This window comes from Pseudomonas sp. SWRI77 (assembly GCF_014269105.1).
GTDB classification, from domain to species: domain Bacteria; phylum Pseudomonadota; class Gammaproteobacteria; order Pseudomonadales; family Pseudomonadaceae; genus Aquipseudomonas; species Aquipseudomonas capeferrum.
Window position 1 is genome coordinate 35,816 of sequence record NZ_JABWRV010000029.1, and the last position, 18,082, is coordinate 53,897.

Consider the following 18,082-nt stretch of genomic DNA (forward strand, 5'->3'; position numbering starts at 1 on the left):
GTAGCGTACAGACCCGCCTCATTGCGGTGCGTGAGCCCCGGCAATATGCCGCCCGGCCACGTAGCCGAAGGTCAGCGCCGGGCCCAGATTGATACCGCCGGAGGGGTACCAGCCGCCAAACACGCTGGCCATGTCGGTACCCGCCGCATACAGCCCGCCGATCGGTTGGCCCTGGTCATCCAGCACGCGGGCGTGACCGTCGGTGCGCAGGCCGGCGAAGGTGCCAAAGCAACCTGGCTGCACCTTCACCGCGTAGAACGGCCCTTGTTCGATCGGTGCGACGCAGGGGTTAGGCCCGCTGTAAGCCGGGTCACCCTGCTTGCGGTTGAACGGCGTGGAGCCGCGGCCAAATGCCGGGTCCTGGCCCAGGCGCGCATAGCGGTTGTACTCAGCGACGGTGGCACTCAACCCGGCTGGGTCGATGCCACAGGCGCTGGCCAATTGTTCGAGGCTGGCGCCGCGCTTGAGGTAGCCGCTGCGCAGGTGCGGCCATACCGGCAGCGGCGCGGGGCGAGCGTGGCCGAGGCCGTAGCGACGCAAGAAGCGGTGGTCGCAGACCAGCCACGAGCAGGCTTGCTCGCCCTGCGGCACCGCCTCGAGCATGGCCGATACATAGTCGTAGTAACCGTGCGCCTCGTTGACGAAGCGTTTGCCACTGGCCAGTACCCCGATAACCCCCGGCTTGCCGCGCTCGATGATGTGCGGGAAGTGGCCGACACTGCCGTCGCGGTGCGGCACCTTGGAGACCGGTGCCCAGGCCACCGCTGATTTCAGGTCGGTGGCGACGACGCCGCCAGCCGACTCGCCAAGGCGCAGGCCATCGCCCGAGCAGGACGGCGGGGGCAGGGCGAGGTTGTCATGGCCGGTGGCGTCACCGGCAAACAGCTGCTGGCGCCGCGCACTGTCGTGGGGGAAGCCACCGGCGGCGAGTACCACGGCTTTCGCCCGCACCGTCATAGCGCCCTGCGGTGTGCCTATCACAGCCCCGCGCACCTGGCCGTCCTCGATCAGCAGGCGCTTGGCTGGGGCAGACTCCAGCAGGTGCACGCCAAGGTCTTCGGCCGACTTGGCCAGGCGCGCCACCAGCGCCACGCCGTTGACCAGGTGCATGGCCCGGCCATAACGGGCGAGGTGGTACAGGTGGCGGCCAAAGCGCTTGCACACCTGCACAAAGGCCCGTGGCGAGCGGGTCATGTTGAGGAAGGCGGCCAGGTCGGCACCGGCCATGATCGGCATGCCCATGAACGAGGTTTCACGCAGGGTCTTGCGCAGGCGCGGCAACAGCGCGCCCACCTCACGGGCATCATAGGGGGCGGCGATGACCTGGTGGCCGCCAGTGGCGGCGCCGTGCATGTCGGGGATAGCGTTGCCGTCGACGAACTGCAGGGCGGTGTGTTGCTCGAAAAAGGCGACCATGTGCGGGCAGGCCTGGAGGAAGGCATCCACCCGTTCAGCGTCATAATGCACGCCTAGTTCGTTGCGCAGGTAGGTGCGTGGCTGCTCAATGTCTTCTTCGATACCGGCGCGGCGCGCCAGCGGGTTGCGTGGCACCCAGGCCCAACCGCCGGACCAGGCGGTGGCGCCGCCGAACACTGGCGCCTTCTCTACCAGCAGCACGCGTTGCCCATGCCAGGCAGCCGTTACCGCCGCAGCCAGGCCGGCTGCGCCGGAGCCAATGACCAGTACGTCGTATTCGGCTTGCAAGGTGTCGGTGGGCATTGCAGGGTCTCCGGGGCTATTATTGGAATATGATTCCATATTCTTCGTGTGTGACGACTTAAGATGCAAGCCGCGCCGCGTGGTAATGGTCGATTACCGGACACTTCAGCGTAGCGCTGCTGCACGGTAGCCTTGGTTGTGGAATCATCTTCCAGAATTCGCCACATTTTCAGGGACCTTAGTCATGGCTGGTAGTCAGATCGAACGCGCCTTCAGTCTTGTAGAAAGCCTTACCGGCGAGCCAGAGGGCCTTGCCCTGCAGACCCTGGCCGAGCGCCTGGAGATTCCCAAAAGCGCCACCCACCGCATGCTGGCCGAGCTGATTCGCCTGGGCTACGTGCGGCAGAACCGCGATAACAGCCGCTACCAGTTGTCTGCCAAGCTGGTGGCGCTGGGCTTTCGCTACCTCTCCAGCAGTGGTGCCGACATCATCCAGCCGATTCTCGACCGCCTGGCCCAGGACAGCGGCGAGCTGGTGCGCCTCGGTGTGATCGACGGTAGCCGCCAGACTTGGATCGCCAAGTCCCAGGGCGCGCGCTCGGGTTTGCGCTACGACCCCGACATGGGCCGCGATGCGCCCTTGTTCTACACCGCCTCCGGGCATGCCTGGCTGGCCAGCCTGAGCGATGCCGATGCCGTGCAGATGGTGTTGCGCCAGGGCATTGCCGACCCCGCGCAGTTCGGCCCGAATGCACCGCGCTCCACGGACGAGCTGCTGGGCTACCTGCAACGGGCACGCGAGCGGGGCTATGCCTGGGTCGAGCAAACCTCGGCAGTGGGCACGTCGGCGTTGGCCGCCGTGGTGCGGCGCCCCCGTACCGACGAAGTGATTGGCGTGCTGAGCATTGCAGGCCCCAGCGCACGGCTGGCGCCTACGCGTTTGCCTGAACTGGCGGCGCAGCTGTTGGCCGCAGCCGACGAGCTGTCCGCCGCCAGCCAGGCCAGCGAACTGTTTGCCTGACATGCGCACGCCTGTGCGTTTGTGGTCGATAACCGCACAGTCTGTGCGTGCGGTGCTTCTGTAAAGCGGAACGGGGTTCTAAATTGTCGATTGTGGATTCTGGAACAGTGTTCCGTAATCCGTGAACCGACAACAATGACAAGAGGACAATCCGTTGAACGCACCGCTTCGTATCGCCCTGATTGGCGCCGGCATCATGGGCCGCCAGCATTACCAGCACCTGCGCCAGGTCCCACAAGCCCAGTTGTGCGCGGTGGCAGACCCTGGCCCGCAGGCCGAGGCCTTCGCGGCCGAATGCGCGGTACCTTGTTTTGCTGACCACCGCCGCATGCTGGAGGTAGTCCAGCCCGAGGCGGTGATCGTCGCCAACCCCAATAACCTGCATGTGGCCACCGCGCTCGATTGCATCGAGGCCGGTGTGCCGGTGCTGTTGGAAAAACCGGTGGGCGTGCACCTGGATGAAGTCCGTGCGCTGGTGGAGGCGTCTCGGCGCTGTGGCGTGCCCGTGCTGGTCGGCCACCACCGACGGCATAACCCTTTGATCGCCAGTGCCCGTGGGATGATCGCCGACGGCGCCCTGGGCAGGCTGATCAACGTCACCGCGCTGTGGCAGTTGCAGAAGCCCGACAGCTACTTCGACACCCCCTGGCGCCGTGAGCCAGGCGCTGGTTTCTTGTTGACCAACCTGATCCACGACCTGGATCTGCTGCGTTATCTGTGCGGCGAGGTAGTGCAGGTACAGGCGTTCACCCGCAACGATGTACGCGGTTATGCCAATGAAGACAGCGCGGCGGTACTGCTGCAGTTCGCCAACGGCGCGCTGGGCAGCCTGACGGGCTCCGACGCGGTGGCTGCACCCTGGAGCTGGGAGCTGACGTCTGGCGAGAGCCCGATCTACCCGCGCCAGGATGGCCAGCCCTGCTTCCTGCTGGCGGGCACCCAGGGTGCGCTGAGTATTCCGCAGCTCAAGCGCTGGCAGTACGCCGAAGCCGGCTCGGGTTGGCATACACCGTTGCTGCAAAGCGAGGCTGGCACCCCGGCGGGCGAGGCATTGACCTTGCAACTGCAGCACTTCGTGCGCGTTGCCCGCGGTGAAGAAGCACCGCTGACCGACGCCGCAGACGGCGCCCGTACCTTGGCCCTGATCGAGGCGATCCGCCAGGCCGCCGAAAGCGGCCGAGCGTGTGCCCCCGCGATCATTGCCTGACACGCGAGCAAAGCGCGACCTTCGATCACACCTTTTTTGCTTTCAGGTAACGAACATGACTGACCGTATTTTTTCCCTTGCCGCGCTGACGGTGCTCGAGCTTTCGCCGCCCGCCATGGTGGAAGCTGCCGCCCGAGCCGGCTACAGCCACGTTGGCCTGCGCCTGGTCGCGGCCACCCCGGAGGAACAGCACTTCCCGCTGGTTGCCGATGCCGAGTTGCGTCGCCAGACCCAGGCGCGACTGCGCGACACCGGTATCAAGGTGCTCGACCTGGAAATCCTGCGCCTCAAGCCTGAAACCTGTGTGGCTGATTTCGAGGCCATTCTGGCGGTGGGTGCCGAGTTGGGGGGTACCGAACTGCTGGTTGCCGGCAACGACCCGGACGAGGCCCGCCTTACTGAGCGCTTTGCCGAGCTGTGCGACCTGGCGGCGGGTTACGGTATCCATCCGCACCTGGAGTTCATGCCCTGGACCGACGTTCGCGACTTGCGCCAGGCCATGCGTGTGGTAGCCAACGCTGGCCGGGAAAATGGCTGTGTGCTGGTGGACGCGTTCCATTTCAACCGCTCTGTCTCCTCGCTCGACGACCTGGCGCGCCTGGCACCACAGCGCATGCGTTACGCCCAGTTGTGCGACGTGGCTGGCCCGGTGCCGGAGGATATGGGCGAGATATTGCGCCAGGCGCGCAATGAACGGCGCTTCCCCGGTGATGGCGATGCTGACCTGGTCGGGTTGTTGCGCGGCTTGCCGGCAAGCGTGCCGCTGAGCCTGGAGATTCCGACGCGGCAGTTGCTGGAGCAAGGTGTCAGCGGCGAGCAGCGGGCGCGGCTGGCGCTGGAGAGGGCCAAGGCGGTGCTGGCGCGGGTGTGAGATAGGGTAGGGGCGGCCAAGTGCCTGGCTTGGGTTTTGAGGTGGGGTGGATATCGAGCGCCGCCCGCGGGGCGCTCGATCTATGCACCAACACACATCCAATGCCAGGCACTAAGCCCCCTCAACCCCACGCGGCGCCATGAAGTACATCCACACCAGCGCCAGGAAGTACATCACCGGGATCATGGTAAACAGCACCGCATAATTGTTGTGGGTGACCGTCAGCACGCTGCCGACGATCTGCGTCATGAACATCCCACCAATGGCCGCACACATGCTGCCAAAGCCGAACACCGTGCTCACCAGGTGCTTGGGTGTGTAGTCCATGACCAGGCTCCAGATATTCGCGGTCCAGGCCTGGTGCGCGCCGACCGCCACGGCAATGGCGAGCACTGCGACCCACAGGCCACTGGCGTGGGCAGCAAAGACCACACTGACAATGGTGCAGGCAAAGATCAGCATCGAGATCAGCCGTGCGCGGATCGCACGCACGCCGCGGCCGATCAGCCACGACGAAAGTATCCCGCCGCCAATGCTGCCGAAATCCGCAGTCAACCAGATCAGGATCAACGGGATACCCATCTGCGTCACGCTGATGCCCAGCGCGTACTGCTGGTTCAGAAACGGTGGCAGCCAGTAGAGGTAGAACCAGAACACCGGCGCGGTGATCGAGTAAGCCACGGCGAAGGCCCAGGTGCCGCGCTGGCGCAAGATGCGGCGAAACGGCATCGGCTTCGCTTCCGGCTCGTCATCCTGCTGGATATAGTCCAGCTCGCTTTGGCGCACGTGCGGGTGCGCTTCCGGGTTGAAGTACTTCAACCCCCACAACACCACCCACACCAGGCCAAGGCTGCCCATGGCAATGAACGCGGCCTGCCAGCCCCAGGCGGCCAGGATCAGCGGCAGCAGCGCCGGGGTGACCATGGCACCGACGTTGGTGCCGGCGTTGAACAGGCCGGTGGCGATGGCGCGTTCGCCGGCAGGGAACCACAACCGTGTGGTCTTCACGCAGGCTGGGTAGTTGGCCGCCTCGGTCAGGCCGAGGATGAAGCGGCAGACCATGAAGCCGGCCGCCGAGGTGGCCAGGCCGTGGGCGCCGGTGGCCAGGCTCCACAGCAGCACCGCAACGAAGAAGGCGTGCTTGACCCCAACCCTGTCGATCAACCGGCCCTGCAGCAGAAAGCCGATCGCGTAGCCGACCTGGAACCAGAAGTTGATGTTGGCGTAGTCCATCGCCGTCCAGCCCATGTCCTTGGCCAGGACCGGTTGCATGATGCCGAGGGCGGCGCGGTCGATGTAGTTGAGGGTGGTGGCGAAGAACACCAGGGCCAGCATCCCCCAGCGGGTCTTGCCGACGGCGAAGGCGCCACGCACCTTGTCGCCGATGGAGCCATGGGCGAGGCGGGGGGTGGCAGTGTTGAACTTGGAAGGGGTCATGTGAGGTCGTTTCTTGAAATTGTTTTGAACGGCAGTGCGTCTGGAATGCGGTTTTGCCCATGGCAAGGATGGGCACGCAAGGTCATTTAATGGTGAGCAGTGAATGATTGAGCGTCAATTCAAAGATGGGGCTACTGTTCGCTGATCGAACAAAAGTGCTGCTGCGCTAAGTTGCGGGGCCGCACAGCGCTTTGCCCGCCAGGTAGCCGAAGGTCATGCCGGGGCCAAGGGTGATGCCGCCGCTTGGGTAGTGCCCGCCCATGATGCTGTGCATATCGTTGCCGACTGCATAGAGGCCGGGTATCGGGTGCTGTTCGCTGTCCAGGACCTGGGCAGACGCCTCCGTGCACAGGCCGGCGAACGTCCCCAGGCTGCCCGGCAGCAGCTTCACCGCATGAAAGGGGCCGTGCAGCAGGGGCCGCAGTGACGGGTTGGGCGCTTGCAGCGGGTCGCCCTGCGCGCGGTTGTAGCGCGAGGCGCCGCGCTGGTAGTCCGGGTCTGTGCCCTGCGTTGCGTAGTGGTTGAAACGGGCCACGCTGCGCTGCAGTTGCTGGGCGTCGATCCCACAGCGTGCGGCCAACTGCGCCAGGTTAGGGCTGCTGAACAGGTAGCCACGCCGTTCATAGAAGCCGGTAGGGAAGGGGAACGGCTTGGCCCAGCCGATGCCATGGCGGCGCTGCGCGGCGTGATCGCAGATCAGCCAGGCCTCAGGTGCCTCGCCTGGCGGCGTGGCCGCGAACAGCGCATTCATGAAGGCATGGTAGCTGTCGGCCTCGTTGACGAACCGCCGGCCGTCACGGCGCACGGCAATGAAACCGGGCTTCGCACGGTCGATCAGGTGCGGAAAATGGCCGAGGCTACCGTCGCTTCGTGGCACCTGTGACACCGGCGCCCAGGCCCCGGCGTGGGCCGCCGAGGTGGCGACTTGTGCGCCAACCTGCTCGCCCAGGCGCAGGCCGTCGCCGCTGTTTTGTAAGGGTGCAGCGGAGTAGTGGCGATCGCCTTCGGGCGCATGGGGTATCAGTTGCGCGATGCGCTGGCGGTCATGCGGGAATCCGCCGCAGGCCAGCACCACACCGCGTCGTGTGTGGATCACCTGACCATCGCTGAACTGAACGCCAGTGATGCGCCCATCCCTGAGCAACCCTGTGGCCTGTCGCGCATGCAGCAGCGTCACGCCCAGGTCGAGGGCGCTGCGCAGCAGGCGCGCCACCAGCGCATTGCCGTTGACCAGGTGCAGGCCGCGACGATGCAGCAGCAAGTCGCGCCCATGGCGCAGCAGGCGCTTGCCGACGTGCCAGGCGGCCTTGGGCGAACGGCTGGCATTGAAGAACGCGGCCATGTCCGCCCCACCGGCGATGCCCATGCCGGCCAGGCTGACGATGTCCAAAGGGGGGCGAAGGCGGTGCACCCAGTGCCCGAGCAGGCGCCCGTCGAATGGCCGCGCGCACAGGGAGCGCCCACCCGGTGCGCTGCCGTCGCCCTCGTGCATGTCGGGCATCTTTGTGCCGGACTGGAACTGCACAGCGGTGTGCTGTTGGAAGAACGCCACCATTTCCGGCCCATGGCGCAAGAACGCCTGCTGGCGCAAGTCCAGCTCGGCGACGTGGGTTTGCGCGCGCAGGTAGCGTTCGGGCGCATCGTCGGTTTCGACGTAGCCTTCGGCGATGGCCAGCGGGTTGCGGGGTATCCACAACCAGCCCCCCGACCAGGCGCTGGTGCCGCCGAACTGGCTGGCCTTTTCGGCGACGATCACCTTCAGGCCATGATGCGCGGCGGTTACTGCGGCAGCCAGGCCAGAGGCACCGGAGCCGAGGACAAGTACGTCACATTCCAGGGATTGCATGGGTGCGCTCCGGTCAGGTGGGGGCAAGGCATTCACTGCAGCGGCGAAAAGCCGGTCGGGCGCATTAGCCGCGATTGCAACCGCAGCACGGCGCCCAGTTCGCGATTGCGCTTGGAGAACTCCGCCCAGCGCGGGTCCGCAGCCATCGCTGCGCGGCGCTGCATGCGCTCGTCGAGGCTGGCATAGCCCCACAGGTGCACCACCTGGTTGACCTCGCCGAATTCGCTGGTGAAGAAGCCGACCAGGTTGCCCAGGTGTTCGCTCTGCACCGCCAGCGCATGGCTCTGGTACAGGGCCAGCCAGTCGGCCATTTTCAGCGGGTCGAGGGTGTAGGTTCTCAGTTCAAAGTACATGCGACAGTCTCCGGGTGAGGGGCCGACGCCTGCAGGCGTTCGGCAATAGGGCTGGCGACGAGCCAGCCGACGGTGAGGGCAGTGCCTCAGATCTCCAGCGGGGTGACGCCCATGAAGGCGCCGAGCAGTCCGAGTTGGGCAAAGGCCATCTGTGGCCCGGTCTGGATCGCACAACCGAGCTGGCGTGCCCTGTGCAGCAAGGGGGTGATCTCTGGCGAGGTGACCACGTCGGCAACCAGGGTGCAGGGCTGCAGGGTGTCCAGCAGGGCGCCAGGCACAGGCAGTTCGTCGCTGCCGCCCATGCCGATGGGCGAAGCGTTGACCAGCAGGTCGAACGCCTCCAGCGAGTGGTATTGGGTAGCGACTTCGAGGTTGGGGAAGGTGTTGCCAAGCAGTTCGCAAAGCGCGCCCGCCCGTGCCGAGCAGGGGTCGCTCAGGGTGACCTGGCCCACGCCAGCCTCACCCAGGGCATAAGCGATGGCGCTGCCGACCCCACCACAGCCGATCACCAGTGCGCGTTTGCCCGCCGGCTGAAAGCCCTGCTTGCGCGCGGCGCTGAGGAAGCCTGCGCCGTCGACGTTGTCGCCCAGCAGGCACCCGTCGCTGCCACGCCGCACCACATTGACCGAGCCCAGTGCGCCAGCGCGTTCGCTCAGGCCGTCCAGGCGCGTGGCCAGCGCCTGTTTGTAGGGCACGGTGACCACGCAACCGCGCAGGTTGCGCCAGCCACGCAGGCTGTCGACGAAGGCGTCCAGCGCCGTTTCCTGCAAGTCGATGGGAAGCATCGCCAGGTCGCAGCCATGGCTGGCGAACCAGGTGTTGAAGTTTTCAGGCGATTTCACCTGGGCGATGGGTGAACCGACGATGGCGACCAGTTCTGTCGAACCCCGAATCATGCTGACCTCCGTGCTTGCTGTTGTTGTGCAGGCAAGGGTGGCGTGCGAGGGGATGGGGGACAATGCGCTTGTCGGGCAAGTAGTGCGATAATCGCAGTGGCCTGGCGATTATCGAACCAGAGTGCTGAACAATGTACAGCCCGGATCACGACAGACCGCACGAGGTGAAGGCATGGACAAACCGCAGATCCACCCCCGCGACCTGATCGCCGGCTTGCAGAAAGGCCTGGCGTTGATGCAGCTGTTCAGCGTCGATCAGCCGCGCCTGACCGTGCCGCAGGCGGCCAGTCAGTCAGGCCTTACCCCCAGCGCTGCGCGGCGCTTCCTGCTGACCCTGGTACACGAAGGCTTTGCCGACACCGACAGCCGCCATTACTGGCTCACGCCCAAGGCGCTGCGCATTGGCCAGGCCTACGTGGATTCGGCGCAACTGCCGCGCATGCTGCGGCCCATCGTCGAGCAGGTTGCCCGGCAGACCCAGGAACATGTCTCGGTCGGCACCCGAGACGGCGATGAAATCATCCACCTGGTGCGCAGCCGCTACAGCCACATCGCCTCGTTGTCGATCAGGCCCGGTTCACGGGTGCCAATGTACTGCACGGCCGGGGGGCGAATCTGGCTGGCCGCGCTGAGCGAGGCAGCGCGCGACGCGTATTTCTCGCGCAACCCGTTACGCCAGCTCACGCCCTACACGCAGACAGACAGGGCGCTACTGGAGCAAGCGCTGCAACGGGTACGCCAGCAGGGCTTCTGCATCGTCGACCAGGAGTATGAAGTCGGCATGCGTGTGCTGGGCGTGCCGCTGCTGGACCGCAGCGGTGAATTGAAGGCGACCCTGACGGTCACCACCCACGCCTCACGGTTGAGCGTTGACGAGATACGGCTGCGCTATTTGCCGCCGCTGTATGAAGCGCAGGTGTTGTTGAGGCCAGTGGTTGGTTGATCTGCAGTCTGACTAGGTGCTTGGCTTGGTTTGTTCAGGGGGGCGGATAAACCAAGCCAAGCACCTGGCGGCCCAGACAAACTTAAGCTTTGCCCCCCAGTAAACCCCGTGCAGGCCATTGGTGCAGAGGGCAATGGCTGCCGATCACTCTGACTGAACTCCCGGCCCCAGCGCTACGTCCCCCGAATGAAGGCACACAGTCCGGCACCTGCCGGTTGTTCATTTGCGAGGGATATGACCATGGAACGCAATCAAGGCTCGGCGGCACCGCCGAGCAGCCCCCAGGATCACCTGCACGCCATTACCGACGAGGCCGGCGCCCTACTGAGCGAGGCAAAGCACCAGGGCACCGAGCAGTACGAGCACTACCGCACCACAGCCGCCGAGCAACTTGACTCCTTGCAACAAGGTGCACGCTCGGCTGCATCCGCGTTGCAGGGCAACGACAGCCTGGGGCTTTCCCACTACCTGGGCGAAGCTGCCGAGTGGATGGGCAATTTTGCCGAACAAATCCGCCATGAAAGTGCTGAGGACCTGCTGCACCGAGGGTCTCGCCTGGCGCGGGACAACCCGGCGCTGTTCCTGGCTGGCAGTGTGGCGGCAGGGTTTGCCTTGTCCCGCTTTCTGCGCGCCAGCGCCAGCCACGCCACTACGGCGCCGTCGCCGGTGCCAGGGCAAGGCAGCAGCGAGCCCAGGCACGCCGCTGCGCCGATGCCGGACCGCGCCAGCGACGTGTCCACGCACAAACCCTACACCCCGGTCGACCCTGTCGGCATGGGCGGCGGCACGCCGGTAAGCGGTGGCCCATTGGAGCGTGACCCGCTCAAAGGAGGTGAATGATGAACAAAGACCCTCTACAACCTGCGCCGGGGCTACATACCCCGGCAGAGGACACGGTCGGGGTGGGCGGTTTGCTGCGTCAGTTGATGCGCGAAATCCCAGAGCTGTTCACCCAGGAGCTGGCCCTGGCCAAGGCCGAACTGCAGCGTAATCTCAACGCCGTGAAGGCCGGTACGGCAGCGGTGGCGGTAGGCGCCATCGTGCTATTGGCGGGCTTCATCATCCTGCTGCTGGCAGCGGTGTATGCCTTGTCGATGGTGCTCGTGCCCTGGCTTGCAGCGCTTATCGTCGGTGCGGTAACGGTGATCATCGGGTTCATCATGCTGCAGGCCGGCAAGAAGCAGTTCGAGCCCGCTCAACTGGCCCCGGATCGCACGCTGCATGCCCTGCAGCAGGACAAGGATGCGCTGAAGAGGAAACTGCCATGAGCACTTCTTTCGAACAAGAAACGCAGAAAGACCCTGACCTGCTCGAGCAACAGATCAATGCCAAGCGCGAGCATATCAGTGACCTGGTCGATGCCCTGGAACAGCGCCTGAGCCCGGGCCAGCTGATGGACCAGGTGCTGGCTTACAGCAAGGGCAGCGGCGGGGAGTTCTTCCATAACCTGGGCACCACCTTGAAAAACAACCCGGTGCCGACCACCCTCACGGTGCTTGGCCTGGCGTGGCTTGGCTTCAATCAGAATCGCCCGTTCAACCCTGGCCCTGCGCACACCGGCCCAGGCCTGGGCGAAAAACTGGGTGATGCGGTCGACAGTGTGAAGGGGGCTTTTGCCCATGCCACAGAGGCGCTGCACGATGCCGGCCACGCGGTGAGCAGCAAGGCCCATGACCTGCGTGACCGGGCTGGCGAGCTGGGGCAGGGCGCGCGCGATACGGTACACGGGTCGGCTGACAGCCTGCGCGGCAGCGCCCAGCAGATCGGTGACCAGGCCACCGCTCTGAAAGGCCAGTTCGATCAGTTGCTCAAGGAGCAGCCTTTGGTGCTGGCGGCGCTAGGCATCGCCTTGGGTGCAGCCTTGGGCGCGGCATTGCCCGGCACCCGTAAAGAGGATGAGCTGATGGGCGCCAGCAGTGACCGCTTGACCGACACGCTGAAGGCCAAGGGTGAGCAAGCCAAGGAGGCGGTAAAAGAGTCGGTAAGGGAAGCCACCGCGAAAGAGGCGCCCACGGGCACGCATCGAACAGCGGACACTGACTTGTCTTCGGGGTTGGGCTTCCCGTCCTGAAAACCTCAGGGGGCGTCGCTGCCAGCGGGCGACGCCCCTGAGGGGCTATTGGCCGCGGCGTTTTCGGCCGGTTTCGTAGCGCGCCAGCAGGGGCTGGACGCTTAGCCCATGCGCCACGATGCTCAGCGCCACCACCGACAACGTGAGGTTGGTACTCGACGCGGCAACGCTGGGCAGCATCTGGTGATTGAGCGCGTAGAACAGGCAGTAGAGGCTACCGATGCCGCGCCGACGACCAGCGCTCGCCAGTCCCAGTGCTCGATCAACACGACCCCGAGCAAGGTCACCAGAAAGACCTCCATCGCCCGCTCCACCAGCCCGCCAAAAGAGAGCATGTCGCCGAGCATGGCCACCCAGACAATGAAACTCATGTGCGCAGGTGCCGCCAGCGAGTCGGGTTGTGACGCGGGTACAGACAGCCAGTCTAGCCGTTGCTGTCGCGTAGCGGCGCCTTTGCGCTGCACAGGGCGGTTGACGTAGCGGCATTTTGATGGTCATCTGCGCGCCTGTTTCAGGTGCCCCCTGCCGCCGTGCATGGGGTGAAACGGGAAGCCGGTTCGTCATCGCGCGATGATCAGTCCGGCGCTGCCCCCGCAACGGTATGCGAGAGAAGCATTCAAGACACCACTGTGCCTCGGCATGGGAAGGTGAATGCTTCATGCCCCTCGCGAGCCCGGAGACCGGCCTGAAGCATCGTTTGGCAAACCCGCGGTGGGCGGGCGCAGGCCGGTTTCCGTAGGCGTGTGCGCCTGCGCTGCCCCTTTGCGTTGTTCCCCCGGGATTCTCTCATTCCTGCTTCAAGTGGAACGACATGTCCCGTTATTCGCTGTTCAGTTTTCTGCCAGGCTCGCTGTTGCATGCAAGCCTGCTGCCCTGTGTTTTCCTTAGCGTTGCCGCCCACGCCGCCGAGGCGGACAACGCCCTGGCGCTGCCGGCCACGGACATTACCGGCACGGCCGAGCGTAACCCGCAGCCCGACCTGCATACCCCAGGCACCAGTGGCTCGCGGCTTGGCCTGACGCCGCTGGAAACACCCGCCAGCGTGACCAGCATCAGTGCCGAGCAAATCCTCAAGCGCAACAACGCAACGGTTCAGGACGCGGTGACCCGTTCGCCCGGCATCACCTTCATCGGTACCCCCGGCAACGGCGGCACGGCGTTGTCGGCCCGCGGTTTTACCGGGCACAGTTCGACCATGCAGTTGTACGACGGCACCCGGCTGTACGTAGGCGCCGGCACGGTGACCTTCCCGGTGGACACCTGGTCGGTAGAACGCATCGATGTGCTGCGTGGCCCGGCATCGGTGCTGTACGGGGAGGGCGCCACCGGCGCGGTGATCAACGTGGTGCCGAAGAAGCCGTTCGAGGGTGAAATCCGCAACCACCTGCGCCTGGGCTACGGCTCGGATGACCGCCGGCAGATGGCCCTGGACAGCGGCGGTTCGCTGACCGATACCTTGAGCTATCGCCTGAACCTGAACAAACAGGCCAGCAACGGCTGGGTCGACCGCGGCGACTCGCAGAGCTTCGCCATCAGCGGCGCGCTGCGCTGGCAGCCCAGTGATGAGCTGAGCTTCACCCTCAGCCACGACTACGGTGACCAGAACCCGCAGCAGTACATGGGTACGCCGCTGGTGGGTGGGCACTACCGCGAGTCGCTGCGCGACCACAACTACAACGTCGACAACGCCGAGCTGCATTACAACGACCAGTCCACGCGCCTGGTGACCGACTGGGTGATCAACGACAACCTGACCGCCAGCAACCAGTTGTACTTCCTCAAGGCCCAGCGTCGCTGGCGCAACGCCGAGACCTACACCTGGTTGCCAGGTGACCAGGTGCGCCGTAGCAGCTTCATCAGCATCAAACAGACCCAGGAACAGCTCGGTGGCCGCCAGTCGTTCACCTTGCAACACTCGCTGTTCGGCCTGGACAGCCAGACCGTGGTGGGCGCCGACTACAACACGATCCGCTTCGTGCGCAAACACGACTTCGGCAACACCCTGACCGATACGGTGCCGTTGTCGGGTTCGGGGGGTGGCGAATACATCAGCAACGACCCCTTCCGCTCGCGCGAAGCCAACCAGGCCAAGCAGTTTTCGCTGTTTGCCGAAAACCGCACGCAGTTGACCGAGCGCCTGTCGCTGATCACCGGCGTGCGCCGCGACCAGGTGCACTTGCACAGCGACGACCTGGATACCGATACCCGCACCGACCGCAGCTTGTCCGGCAACAACTGGCGCGCCGGGCTGGTGTTCGCGGTTACCGAGGACCTGTCGGTCTACGGCCAGTACGCCACCAGTACCGAAGGCGTAAGCGACCTGCTGACCCTCGACGCCGCTCAGCAGCAGTGGGACCTGAGCACCGCCAAGCAAACCGAAGTGGGCATCAAGCAGATGCTGCCCGAGGGGCGAGGGGAGTGGACCTTGGCGGCGTACCATATCGTCAAGAAAAAGCTGCTAAGCACCGACCCGCTCAACCCGACGCTGCAACAGCAGGTCGGCCAGCAGTCGTCGGACGGTATCGAAGCCACCCTCGAACTGCGCCTGCCCTACGACGTGCAGCTGTCCGCCAACGCCGCCTGGGTGCGGGCAGAGTATGACGAATTTACCAATGGTACCGACGACTACTCCGGCAACCAGCCCACCGAGGTGCCTCGCCGTTCCGCCAACCTGTGGTTGAGCAAGGATTTCGGCCAACGCTTCAGTGCCGGTGCCGGGGCGCGTTATGTCGACAGCCGTTACGCCGACAATGCCAATACCGTTCAGGTGCCCAGCTACACCGTGGTCGACGCCACTGTTGACTGGCACGTGCAACCGGACCTGACCCTGGGCCTGCAGTTGAACAACCTGTTCGATCGCCAGTACGCCATCACCACCGGCAACAACGGCCGGCAGTGGTACCTGGGTGAGCCGCGCTCATTCTTCGTCACGGCTGATTACAGCTTCTGAGCCTGTCGCACCGGTCATTGGCCGGTGCCTCCTGGAGGTGATGCCCATGACGCAACTGCACATCGAGGCCCTCGCCTGGGCCCCGCAGGAACGGGGGCGGGCACCGCGCCCGCTGTTGCAAGGCGTGGACCTGCACGTGGGGCCGGGTGAGTTCGTCGGCCTGATCGGCCCCAATGGCAGCGGCAAGACCAGCCTGCTGCGCTGCGCCTACCGCGCCAACCCACCTGACCAAGGCCGGGTGAGCCTTGGCGCGGATGACATCTGGCAGCGCAGCGCGCGATGGTGCGCACAACGCATCGCGGTGGTGCTGCAGGAGTTTCCCGATGAGTTCGGCTTGAGCGTTGCCGAGGTGGTTGCCATGGGCCGCGCGCCGCACAAGGGCCTGTTCGATGGCGACAGTGCCGAGGATGCCCGGCACGTGGTGCAGGCACTTGCGCAGGTGGGCCTTGCCGAGCAGGCCGAGCGAGCGTTTGCCAGCCTGTCCGGGGGCGAGAAACAGCGCGTGCTGCTGGCCCGGGCCTTGGTGCAGGCACCGCAGTTGCTGATGCTCGATGAGCCAACCAACCACCTGGACCCACGCTACCAGCTGGAGCTGCTCCAGCACCTGCGCAGCCTGGGCCTGAGCATTCTGGCCAGCTTTCATGACCTTAACTTGGCGGCCGCGTTCTGTGATCGGCTGTACGTCATCGACGGCGGGCGCCTTGTTGCCAGCGGTACGCCGCAAGCGGTGCTGACCCCCGGCCTGCTCAGGCAGGTCTTCGGTGTCGAGGCGCTGGTCGACCGCCACCCTCTGCACCCTTACCCACGTATTACCTGGATCACACGACCATGACCCTTCGCTACCTGATCGGCTTGCTGTCGATCCTGACCGCGCTGCCTGCCACGGCCAGCGACTACCCCTTGAGCGTGCGCAGCTGTGACCGCGACGTGACGTTCACCCAGGCACCGCAGCGAGTGGTGGTGCACGATGTGAACATGAGCGCCATGCTGCTGCACCTGGGGCTGCGCGAGCGCATCGTCGGCTACACCGGTTTCAGCGCCCGCAAGCACCGCGACCCGTGGCTGGACACGGCGCTGCAGGGCGTGCCGCAGCTGGCCAGCCGCTACCCGGCCATCGAAACCTTGCTGGCGGCTGAAGCCGATCTGTTTTTTGCCGGCTGGAACTACGGCATGCAGGTTGGCGGCCCGGTGACCCCCAGCACCCTCGCGCCATTTGCCATCCCGGTGTACGAGCTGAGCGAGTCGTGCTCGTGGGTCATGGCCCAGCAGCGGGCCAGCCTGGACGATGTCTACCGCGACCTGGGCAACCTGGGGCGGATATTCTCGGTCGAGCCCCAGGCCGACCGCGTGATCGCCAGCATGCGCGCGCGTATCGGTGAAGTGCAGCATCGGGTCGGGCAGGCGGGGTACATGCCACGGGTGTTCCTTTACGACACTGGCGAAGACCGCCCCACCACCTCGGGAAGGCTTGGCGTGCCCCAGGCCCTGATCGAAGCCGCCGGCGGGCGCAACGTGATGGACGATGTGGCCGCCAGCTGGACCGAGGTGAACTGGGAAAGCGTGGTAGAGCGCGACCCGGAGGTCATTCTGATCGTCGACTACGGCCCCAGCAGTTGGCAGCAGAAGCGCGACTTCCTGCTGCGCCAACCTGCGTTGAAAGACGTGCGGGCGATTCGTGATCAGCGCTTCATTGTGCTGACCTACCTAGAGGTGACACCGTCCGTGGAGAACGCAGTGGCCATCGAAAAGCTTGCCGATGCATTGCACCCCCCGTTGCTCCAAGGTGCTGCCCGATGAGGGTCGGGCACAGCACTGCGGCGTACCGGTGGCTGATCGTGCTGCTGAGTGTCGTGTTGCTGCTGTCGTGCCTGATCGCGCTTGCCTTTGGCCCCGCGTCGGTGCCGCTGGCCAAGGTTGCCGGTATTGTCGGCCAGCAACTGGGCATCGACATGCCGGGTGAGTGGAGCCAGAGCCAGGCCCATATCGTTTGGCTGATCCGCGCGCCCCGGGTGTTGCTGGGGGCTTTGGTGGGTGCCGGCCTGGCGCTGGTCGGCAGCGCGCTGCAAACCGTGACCCGCAACCCCCTGGCAGACCCGCACCTGTTGGGTGTCAGCTCGGGGGCGGCGCTGGGGGCAGTGCTGGTGATGCTCTACCTGGGCGAATTCATCGGGGTCTTCAGCTTGCCACTGGCGGCGTTCATGGGCGCGGCGGCGAGCATGTTGCTGGTGATCGGCGTGGCCCGGCGCAATGGCCGCATGGAAACCGACCGCCTGCTGCTGGCGGGCGTCGCCGTGTCGTTCGTGCTGATGGCGGTGGTCAACCTGCTGTTGTACACAGGCGATCAGCATGCCGCCGCTTCGGTGGTGTTCTGGATGCTGGGTGGCCTGGGCGCGGCGCGCTGGCATGTCATCTGGCTGCCGGCGCTGTGCGTGGTGCTGGGGCTGGTCACGCTGCAAATGTTGGGGCGCGGCCTGAATGCGCTGATGAGTGGTGAGCAGACGGCGCTGAGCCTGGGTTTCAACGGCCGACGCCTGCGCCTGCAGGTGTTCACCTGCACCTCGCTGCTGACCGGCGTACTGGTATCGCTGTCGGGCGCCATCGGCTTCGTCGGCCTGATGGTGCCGCACATGGCGCGGGCGCTGGTGGGTGCGGAAAACCGCCGGCTGATGCCGGTGAGTGCACTGCTGGGGGCGATTTTTCTGGTTTGGGTGGATGTGGCTGCACGCACCTTGATCGCCCCGCAAGACTTGCCCATCGGCATTGCCACCGCAGCGCTTGGCGGGTTGTTTTTCATTGCCCTGCTCAAGCGCTGAACGGCTGCGGCAAAC

General features: G+C 65.4%; 16 protein-coding genes, 1 pseudogene and 1 riboswitch. Of the genes and pseudogenes, 11 read left to right on the forward strand and 6 right to left on the reverse strand.

Annotation, left to right across the window (positions count from 1 at the left end; translation table 11 throughout):
• Positions 1 to 18 precede the first annotated feature (18 nt).
• Positions 19 to 1,719 carry an FAD-dependent oxidoreductase gene (locus HU766_RS22725; RefSeq protein ID WP_186660810.1) on the reverse strand — a complete coding sequence of 567 codons (1,701 nt, stop codon included), beginning with the start codon at positions 1,717 to 1,719 and terminating at the stop codon, positions 19 to 21.
• Between the two features lie 184 nt (positions 1,720 to 1,903).
• On the opposite strand from HU766_RS22725, the gene HU766_RS22730 reads away from it, so the two are divergent.
• The 3 genes from HU766_RS22730 (at position 1,904) to HU766_RS22740 (ending at position 4,758) form a co-directional block, all read left to right on the forward strand.
• Positions 1,904 to 2,680, forward strand: a complete 777-nt coding sequence (locus HU766_RS22730) for an IclR family transcriptional regulator (protein ID WP_033698693.1) — start codon at positions 1,904 to 1,906, stop codon at positions 2,678 to 2,680.
• Between the two features lie 154 nt (positions 2,681 to 2,834).
• Positions 2,835 to 3,887: a Gfo/Idh/MocA family oxidoreductase gene (locus HU766_RS22735; RefSeq protein ID WP_186660812.1), complete on the forward strand. Its 1,053-nt coding sequence runs from the start codon at positions 2,835 to 2,837 to the stop codon at positions 3,885 to 3,887.
• Between the two features lie 55 nt (positions 3,888 to 3,942).
• Entirely contained in the window at positions 3,943 to 4,758 is an 816-nt protein-coding gene (locus HU766_RS22740) for a sugar phosphate isomerase/epimerase (protein ID WP_186660814.1), read from the forward strand.
• Positions 4,759 to 4,869: 111 nt separating this feature from the next.
• Here HU766_RS22740 and HU766_RS22745 read toward each other — a convergent pair whose 3' ends face one another.
• From HU766_RS22745 to HU766_RS22760, 4 genes are all read right to left on the reverse strand, one after another.
• Positions 4,870 to 6,195, reverse strand: a complete 1,326-nt coding sequence (locus HU766_RS22745; RefSeq protein WP_033698689.1) for an MFS transporter — start codon at positions 6,193 to 6,195, stop codon at positions 4,870 to 4,872.
• Positions 6,196 to 6,361: 166 nt separating this feature from the next.
• Positions 6,362 to 8,041, reverse strand: coding sequence for an FAD-dependent oxidoreductase (locus HU766_RS22750; RefSeq protein WP_186660816.1), 1,680 nt, complete (start codon positions 8,039 to 8,041; stop codon positions 6,362 to 6,364).
• Between the two features lie 32 nt (positions 8,042 to 8,073).
• A complete protein-coding gene (locus HU766_RS22755) occupies positions 8,074 to 8,394 on the reverse strand; it encodes an NIPSNAP family protein (protein WP_095065537.1) in 321 nt (106 codons plus the stop codon).
• An 86-nt stretch (positions 8,395 to 8,480) separates the two neighbouring features.
• The gene (locus HU766_RS22760; RefSeq protein ID WP_186660818.1) at positions 8,481 to 9,290 is read right to left on the reverse strand and encodes a shikimate dehydrogenase; all 810 of its coding nucleotides are present in this window, start codon (positions 9,288 to 9,290) and stop codon (positions 8,481 to 8,483) included.
• 172 nt (positions 9,291 to 9,462) lie between these two features.
• On the opposite strand from HU766_RS22760, the gene HU766_RS22765 reads away from it, so the two are divergent.
• The 4 genes from HU766_RS22765 to HU766_RS22780 all read left to right on the forward strand — a co-directional run bounded on the left by HU766_RS22765 (position 9,463) and on the right by HU766_RS22780 (position 12,304).
• Positions 9,463 to 10,233, forward strand: coding sequence for an IclR family transcriptional regulator C-terminal domain-containing protein (locus HU766_RS22765; protein ID WP_186660820.1), 771 nt, complete (start codon positions 9,463 to 9,465; stop codon positions 10,231 to 10,233).
• 240 nt (positions 10,234 to 10,473) lie between these two features.
• Positions 10,474 to 11,073, forward strand: a complete 600-nt coding sequence (locus tag HU766_RS22770; RefSeq protein WP_186660822.1) for a hypothetical protein — start codon at positions 10,474 to 10,476, stop codon at positions 11,071 to 11,073.
• On the forward strand, positions 11,073 to 11,501 hold the full coding sequence (locus HU766_RS22775; protein WP_186660824.1) for a phage holin family protein: 429 nt from the start codon (positions 11,073 to 11,075) through the stop codon (positions 11,499 to 11,501). Before HU766_RS22770 ends, HU766_RS22775 begins: the two co-directional genes overlap by 1 nt.
• Positions 11,498 to 12,304, forward strand: coding sequence for a DUF3618 domain-containing protein (locus HU766_RS22780; protein ID WP_033698680.1), 807 nt, complete (start codon positions 11,498 to 11,500; stop codon positions 12,302 to 12,304). The genes HU766_RS22775 and HU766_RS22780 overlap by 4 nt, the downstream gene beginning before the upstream one ends.
• Before the next feature lie 45 nt (positions 12,305 to 12,349).
• Here HU766_RS22780 and HU766_RS26300 read toward each other — a convergent pair.
• A pseudogene (locus HU766_RS26300) lies at positions 12,350 to 12,651 on the reverse strand (sodium:proton antiporter); the annotation flags it as partial.
• A gap of 149 nt (positions 12,652 to 12,800) precedes the next feature.
• Positions 12,801 to 13,008: riboswitch (cobalamin riboswitch) on the forward strand.
• 107 nt (positions 13,009 to 13,115) lie between these two features.
• Here HU766_RS26300 and HU766_RS22785 point away from each other — a divergent pair.
• Genes HU766_RS22785 through HU766_RS22800 form a run of 4 tightly spaced genes read left to right on the forward strand, consistent with a single transcriptional unit; the run spans position 13,116 to position 18,067 of the window.
• Positions 13,116 to 15,254, forward strand: coding sequence for a TonB-dependent receptor (locus HU766_RS22785; RefSeq protein ID WP_186660826.1), 2,139 nt, complete (start codon positions 13,116 to 13,118; stop codon positions 15,252 to 15,254).
• 46 nt (positions 15,255 to 15,300) lie between these two features.
• Positions 15,301 to 16,086, forward strand: coding sequence for an ABC transporter ATP-binding protein (locus HU766_RS22790; RefSeq protein ID WP_186660828.1), 786 nt, complete (start codon positions 15,301 to 15,303; stop codon positions 16,084 to 16,086).
• The gene (locus HU766_RS22795; RefSeq protein WP_186660831.1) at positions 16,083 to 17,051 is read left to right on the forward strand and encodes an ABC transporter substrate-binding protein; all 969 of its coding nucleotides are present in this window, start codon (positions 16,083 to 16,085) and stop codon (positions 17,049 to 17,051) included. Before HU766_RS22790 ends, HU766_RS22795 begins: the two co-directional genes overlap by 4 nt.
• Positions 17,048 to 18,067: an iron ABC transporter permease gene (locus tag HU766_RS22800; protein ID WP_186660833.1), complete on the forward strand. Its 1,020-nt coding sequence runs from the start codon at positions 17,048 to 17,050 to the stop codon at positions 18,065 to 18,067. Before HU766_RS22795 ends, HU766_RS22800 begins: the two co-directional genes overlap by 4 nt.
• The last annotated feature ends 15 nt before the right edge of the window (positions 18,068 to 18,082 follow it).